Here is a 6,357-nt window from a genome sequence, read left to right on the forward strand (position 1 = left end):
CATTTACTGTCGGTCTCGCTACCGACAGTCTCTTTCCTGCTCGTTAAATAGCTCCACGATTTATCCTGCAGGAAAGAACTTTGCCAATATTAGAGAAATAAAATGTTATTTAACGAATTGAAAATCACCGAAGTAGAAGTTATCCACCTACGTGTTCCTGCGCTTGATGAAGCGTGTGAGTGGGGTGAGGACGGCGTTCTTATCCGCGTTCACACTAACGCTGGTATTACGGGTGTAGGTGAATCTGATAGCTCACCAATGATGATTGAAGCGTGCATTAAAGCAACACAAAGCCACGGTTCTTCTCAAGGTCTAGAGCGTCTTCTTGTTGGTGAAAACCCACTAGAGATCGAGCGTCTTTACACTAAAATGTACAACGGCACCCACTATGCTGGCCGTCGTTCAACCATGATCCACGCGATCTCTGCGATCGATATGGCACTGTGGGACATCGCTGGTCAGTTCTACAAAGTACCTGTATGGCAACTACTTGGCGGTAAATTCCGCGAGAAGATCCGTGCTTACGGTACGTTTATCCCTTCTGCTATCAAAGAAGAAAACGTTGCTCGTACTACTGAGCTACTTGCTCAAGGTTTCACTTCGCTAAAATTTGGTGGTGGTCCACTAGGTAAAAACGCGGAAACTGACTACGAAATCATTAAAACCGTGTGTGAAACAGCTCGTGGCATCAACAAAGACGTTGAAATTGCCATCGACTTAGCAAGCGCGTGGCGTACGGCTGGCCACACAATTGAAATGGCGAAGAAGCTAGAAGAGTTCAATCTACTATGGATTGAAGAGCCAATCACTGATGACGTGCTAGCGGGTTACCGTAAAGTTTCTCAGTCTACTTCGCAAAAACTGGCGGGTGGCGAGACACTAACGACTCGTTACGAGTTCGCTAACTTCATTGAAAAATCAGGCGCTGACTTTGTACAACCAGATGTAACCCGTTGTGGTGGTATCACTGAAATGGTGAAGATCTACGACATGGCGCACATGGCAGGTATGAAGCTAGTTCCACACGGTTTCTCAACCGGTATCCTGATTGCAGCAACGGTTCACTTCCTAGCGTCTCGTGAACACGGCGACCTGATTGAGTACTCTCAAAGCACCAGCCCACTGTTTACTTCATTGGTGAAAAACCAAATCGCATTTGAAGATGGCTACGTAGCCGTACCAAACACCCCTGGATTGGGTGTTGAGCTTGATGAAGAGATCATCGCTAAGTACCGCGTAAACTAATCTGCAGTCAGTTTAAATAGGGGACCAATCAGCGTCCCTAGTTTAAAGATCACTCATACCAAGCGTTTGGGAGCAAGGTAGGTCGTTAAGTCATGGGTTAGGCTGACGATATAGAGTGGAACAGGCAAAGAGACAAACTTCGGTTTGTCTCTTTTTTTGTTTGAAGCAAGGTGGAAAGGTCTTTAATGCATGGGTAAGCCGCAGCTGTAGTTGTGGATATAGTGAAGTAGAATGCAGCAATGACCACCACAGATTTAGCCACATATTATTACAACTGAGTAATAGTGATTCCCTTACGCGATGGATTATCAAAGTGAGCGAGCTATTTGATAATACGTTCCGAGTCATTCATTACATTTGGAGATCATTATGGCTAATGGATTCACCAGAGATGGTGGTGTTCAAGATCAAATCGATGCCACGGTGAGTGATGCAATTAACCGTGCACGAGCAAATCTTCATAAAGAGCACAACGAGACCGACGATTGTTTGGAGTGTGGTGAGCTTATCCCCGCCGCTCGTCGACAAATCATGCCAGGTGTTGAGTTGTGTGTTGAGTGTCAGCAAAAACAAGATGCTCTATTCAAAGCAAAAAGCTTATTTAACAGCCGAGCGAGTAAAGACAGTCAGTTACGTTAAGTGATAGCAAAACCGAGATTCATCGAGATGGCGAGATGAAAAATGCGATCTACACTGATTCTATATTGTAACAGGCGGTAACGTGGTAAATGGTGGGCGTCCTTAGTGGCGCTCTAGTCGCTCTTAGCGCGTTGTATTTCCTTAGTTGTTGGGATTTTCAGTGGTTCACTCTGTCTGATTTTGTTATCAGGGTATTATATAACTATTAACTAGACGAATTAACGCCAGCGGGAATATACTGTGCTTCTTATTATTACTTAGGATTAATTTGTGGACCCCAACTCTAGTCGATTGTGTAACTCCTTACTGGTATTAGCTATCAAGGGAGGACACAGCAATGATTGAGCCCATTCTTTCCCTTCTATTCGGTATTCTATTCATCTTGGCAATTATTGCTGCAAACGGCTATTTCGTTGCCCAAGAGTTCGCCTATATGGCGGTGGATAGAGCCAAACTTGCCACCTTAGCTGCAACGGGTGATGAATCTGCAAAACGCGCTCTTGCTGTAACCAAACGAACCAGCTTTATGTTGTCTGGGGCGCAGCTTGGTATCACAGTCACAGGCCTAGTATTGGGTTTTGTTGCCGAGCCTCTCGTCGGTCAATCAATGGGTGTGCTGCTGCAAGGTTTAGGATTATCGCTTGAGTCAGGCATTGCAATCGGTACCGTGGTTACCCTTGGTGTTGCGATGGTTGTGCAAATGATCATGGGTGAGCTTTACCCGAAGAATTTGGCGATTGCTAACGCAGAGCCAATGTCACGCATGATGTCTCGCTCGACCTTGATTTACATGTCGATGTTTGGCTGGATCATTAGCTTCTTCGATAAATCGGCTAACTTGCTGCTGCGTGCTATGCGCATCGAGCCTGTGCATGATCTTGATGTCAGCGCATCAGAAGAAGATCTACACCATATCATCGCCAACTCACGCGAAAGCGGCGACTTGCCAGTGGAACTCTCACTGATGATGGATCGTATTCTCGACTTCCCTGAGCGCGATGTGGAACATGCGATGGTGCCTCGTTCGCAAGTGGATTGGGTTGAACCTGAAACCACATTGACTGAACTGCTGTCGCTGATGGCGCAAGCACACACTCGTTACCCAGTGATTAATGATGATGACGCGCCTGTGGGTGTGGTTCATCTATCAGATGTACTGGCGCGAATCGATGCGGGTAATGCGGATGACACCGTTGCTGAGGTGATGCGACCTGCAACGGTACTCCCAACCTTGATGCGCTTACCTGATGCACTAGAGCACCTAGTAACGTCAACAAATCAGTTGGCGTGTGTCATCGATGAATACGGCGGCTTTGCGGGCGTGTTGACGATCGAAGATCTGGCGATGGAGATCGTGGGTGAAATCACCGACGAGCATGATGAAGACAACGGCGATGCGGTGGTTTCTGAAAGTGGCAACGTGTGGTTGATGGAAGGCGATGTCCATATCGATGAAGTTGAACGTGCGATTGGTTATGACTTACCACGCGGCGATGTAGAGACTATTGCGGGTATGTTGATTGCGGCACGCGGTGCATTGCCTGCGGAAGGTGATACTGTCACTATTGCGCTGCCAATTGATCCTTCAGAGCTGGCTTCTGGTGAGCCGATTGCACGCCACCTAGAGGTGGATGTGTTACGTATTGAGCGACATGTACCTACTGAGGTTCGTGTAAAACTGGTAGAGCAACCAATCGTGGAGGATGAAGCATGACCGATCCTTTGATTGTCACCCTAGTGACTACCGCTCTGATTATATTAAGTGGCTTTTTCGTTATCATCGAATTTGCTTTGATGGGCGCTCGTCGTCACCGTTTAGAAGAAATCGCTGTTGAAAGCGCTTCTGCGCGCGCAGCACTACGCGGTATGAATGACCTAACGCTGATGTTGGCTGGTGCTCAATTGGGTATCACCTTCTGTACATTTGCACTGGGTGCGATCACCAAACCTGCGGTTGATCAATGGGTTGGCCCGGTATTACTAGCAATGGGCTTGCCATATTGGGCTGCAGATGCTGCCGCTTTTGGTTTTGCATTGTTCGTTGTGACGTTCTTGCACTTAGTTGTGGGTGAGATGGCGCCAAAATCATGGTCTATCGCGCACCCAGAAAAGTCAGCACTGGCGATCGGTATTGTGGCAAGGGCCTACGTTTGGCCGCTACGTCCGTTGTTAAACTGGATCAACAACATTGCCAACCGTTTGGTGAAAGCGTCTGGTGTTGAGCCAGTAGAAAGCGCGGCAGTTGGTGGGCAAGATGTCGATACTATTCGCCAACTGGTAGAGCACTCAGGCAAAGTGGGTACGCTGAAACCAAACATTCAAAAGCAGCTTTCTGGCTTGATTGATCTAAGTTCAATCCCTGTTGAAACCTTGGTAACAGAAGGGCAGGTGATGGCGCATGTTGATAAGAATGCAACAGTTGCTGAAGTGCGTGCTGCGGCGATGGCTTCGGGCCACTTACGAATTCTTGTTTGTGGCAAGTCAGGTTTAAAACCGTTAGTGGTTCACGTGCGTGATACGCTTTTAGAGCCGGCGCAAAAACCAGCACGAGAAGTAGCGCGTAATGCGTATGTGCTTGATTCAAAAACACCGATTTATGAAGCTCTAGCGCGCATGCGTAAAGCGAGTGTACAGCTGGCTGTGGTGAGTAAAGACGGAAAAATGGTTGGCGTAGTGACACTTGCTGACATTTTAAAACGTGTTCTACCAACCACCGCTGCTAACTAATGCATTGTTGATAAGCGTTAGTATTGGCGCTTAACACATAATGATGCTACCAATCACTACAATGCGATTTGGCTAGCACAAAAAGGACCGAGCATGAAAATGTTCGGTCCTTTTTTGTTGGCTGATTTCGAAAATACAAAAGTGAATATCAAAGGACACACACCATAAAGAAAAGAACTATGCAAAGTTTCGAACAACCTAAGGGTGGTCGCTACTCTCGAAATTCATTGATTGTTGGACTTAATTAAGCCCGCTCGGTAAAGGGATATAGTGAGTTATGATGTGGCTAGCTAAAGCATCTCGCTTGATTTTGGTGGAAGCGTTTTTAGTTGCCGATTTTATGCTTTGTTATTCTCGCATAGGTGAAAAATGCTGTGCTAAACAGTGTTAGTGTAATAGTGAATCTATATTTGATTTTGAAACGGAAAGCGAACGTGTTAGTCACAATATGAACTGTTACGGCTGTTTTTACTGGGAATGTGGAGTCATCATATAGAAATATGAGAGCTTACTAACACGTGCTGTTCGACACTTAATGTATTCTAAGTCGAAGCGAAGAAAAGGATTCTACCAATGTCAAAAAGCTTCAAGCTTCATAACGAAGATAAACTGGTTAAAAAGGCACTTGAGATTGCCGGGAAGATGGCAAAGATGCAAGGCTTTGAACTTCCTCAGTCACCACAACCTGTCAGAGTCAAAGCGATTTACCTATTCTTGGTTGACGCCAAACAGATCACACCATTACCTGACAACAAGCTTGATGGCGCAAACATCAAACACAGACTGGCACTTTGGATTCATAGTGCGTTGCCAGACAATGATCCTCTAAAATAAAAGATACGATGAAAATCTCACAGGGTGAACCGAATGGTTCGCCTCGTTTGTTCTGGTTGCTTTCCAAAAAGCACAAAGTTAAAGAAATACTAGGACACACACCATAAAAATAACGATCTTGAGCAGATGTAGGGACACACGTAATAAAGTGCGTAATAAAGTGAGTAACGATGTCGAGGCTTCGAGCACCCTAAAGGTTGTTGCTGCTCTGCAAATTCGTTGTTCATTTGGCGTTTATCTAGCGGAAGAATATGCTATTGGTTAAATGGAGTAAGGTTGGGGCGAACGGAGATAAACGAAGATGGTCATTCGTTGGATTGGCAGTGTTATGAAGAGAGTAAATCGGCGATATTCAACCATCTAAGCGAAATAGATGTAGTCGCTTTTTGTTTAAGTGACTTCTTGCTGGCTCGATAGTGCAGAGACAGCCAACTGCTGTACTGCGATGGCGCTCTAGTTCGGTATAGGCTTTGAGCCAATTACGTTGGTTTAGGTTGAGCCGTTGCAGTATCGGCGGAGCGCTGGCCTTTAAACAAGCTTTGTCCTCTCGAAATTGGCGCGCACTCCAATCCACCAGTTCAATATAATCCATCAATCGAAAGGGAATGCCATCGAGTTTTTCGTTGGTTGGATTGCCAACAAATGGATGCAGGCAAGGTGCGGTTTCTTGTTGATGGTTTAACGCCTCCAATCTGGCTTGTATCGAAGTAAATTTTGAGGTTTCTGGCGTTTTGGCAATCCCTGCTCTTAGTGGATTTAAATCAACATAAGCCATCGCTGCGGCGAGTGCTTTCTCATCCAGCAGTGCCTGACTTTTAAAGCGGCTTTCCCAAAAATGGCCTGTGCAACCTTCTTCTCTATTGGCTTGGCAGGCAATATCAAAATTGAGCTCTTTCATAAACCAGCTTAGAA

General features: G+C 45.9%; 6 protein-coding genes. 5 read left to right on the forward strand and 1 reads right to left on the reverse strand.

Features of this window, described 5'->3' with window-relative positions; genetic code table 11:
- The first annotated feature begins 102 nt into the window (after window positions 1-102).
- From RH85_RS15680 to RH85_RS15700, 5 genes are all read left to right on the forward strand, one after another.
- Window positions 103-1,245, forward strand: a complete 1,143-nt coding sequence (locus RH85_RS15680) for a mandelate racemase/muconate lactonizing enzyme family protein (RefSeq protein WP_006713678.1) — start codon at window positions 103-105, stop codon at window positions 1,243-1,245.
- 369 nt (window positions 1,246-1,614) lie between these two features.
- Window positions 1,615-1,884 carry a DksA/TraR family C4-type zinc finger protein gene (locus RH85_RS15685; protein WP_006713679.1) on the forward strand — a complete coding sequence of 90 codons (270 nt, stop codon included), beginning with the start codon at window positions 1,615-1,617 and terminating at the stop codon, window positions 1,882-1,884.
- Between the two features lie 337 nt (window positions 1,885-2,221).
- Window positions 2,222-3,598, forward strand: a complete 1,377-nt coding sequence (locus RH85_RS15690; RefSeq protein WP_006713680.1) for a hemolysin family protein — start codon at window positions 2,222-2,224, stop codon at window positions 3,596-3,598.
- Window positions 3,595-4,611, forward strand: coding sequence for a CNNM domain-containing protein (locus RH85_RS15695; protein WP_006713681.1), 1,017 nt, complete (start codon window positions 3,595-3,597; stop codon window positions 4,609-4,611). The genes RH85_RS15690 and RH85_RS15695 overlap by 4 nt, the downstream gene beginning before the upstream one ends.
- A 573-nt stretch (window positions 4,612-5,184) precedes the next feature.
- Window positions 5,185-5,445 (forward strand): DUF5062 family protein, encoded by a 261-nt coding sequence (locus tag RH85_RS15700; RefSeq protein ID WP_006713682.1) that lies wholly within the window; start codon window positions 5,185-5,187, stop codon window positions 5,443-5,445.
- Window positions 5,446-5,797: 352 nt separating this feature from the next.
- Here the strand turns inward: RH85_RS15700 and RH85_RS15705 are convergent.
- Window positions 5,798-6,357 (reverse strand): hypothetical protein (locus RH85_RS15705; protein WP_006713683.1); only part of this gene is annotated, 560 nt, incomplete at its 5' end.

Origin of the sequence: Vibrio ichthyoenteri ATCC 700023 (genome assembly GCF_000222605.1) — a bacterium.
GTDB lineage: Bacteria > Pseudomonadota > Gammaproteobacteria > Enterobacterales > Vibrionaceae > Vibrio > Vibrio ichthyoenteri.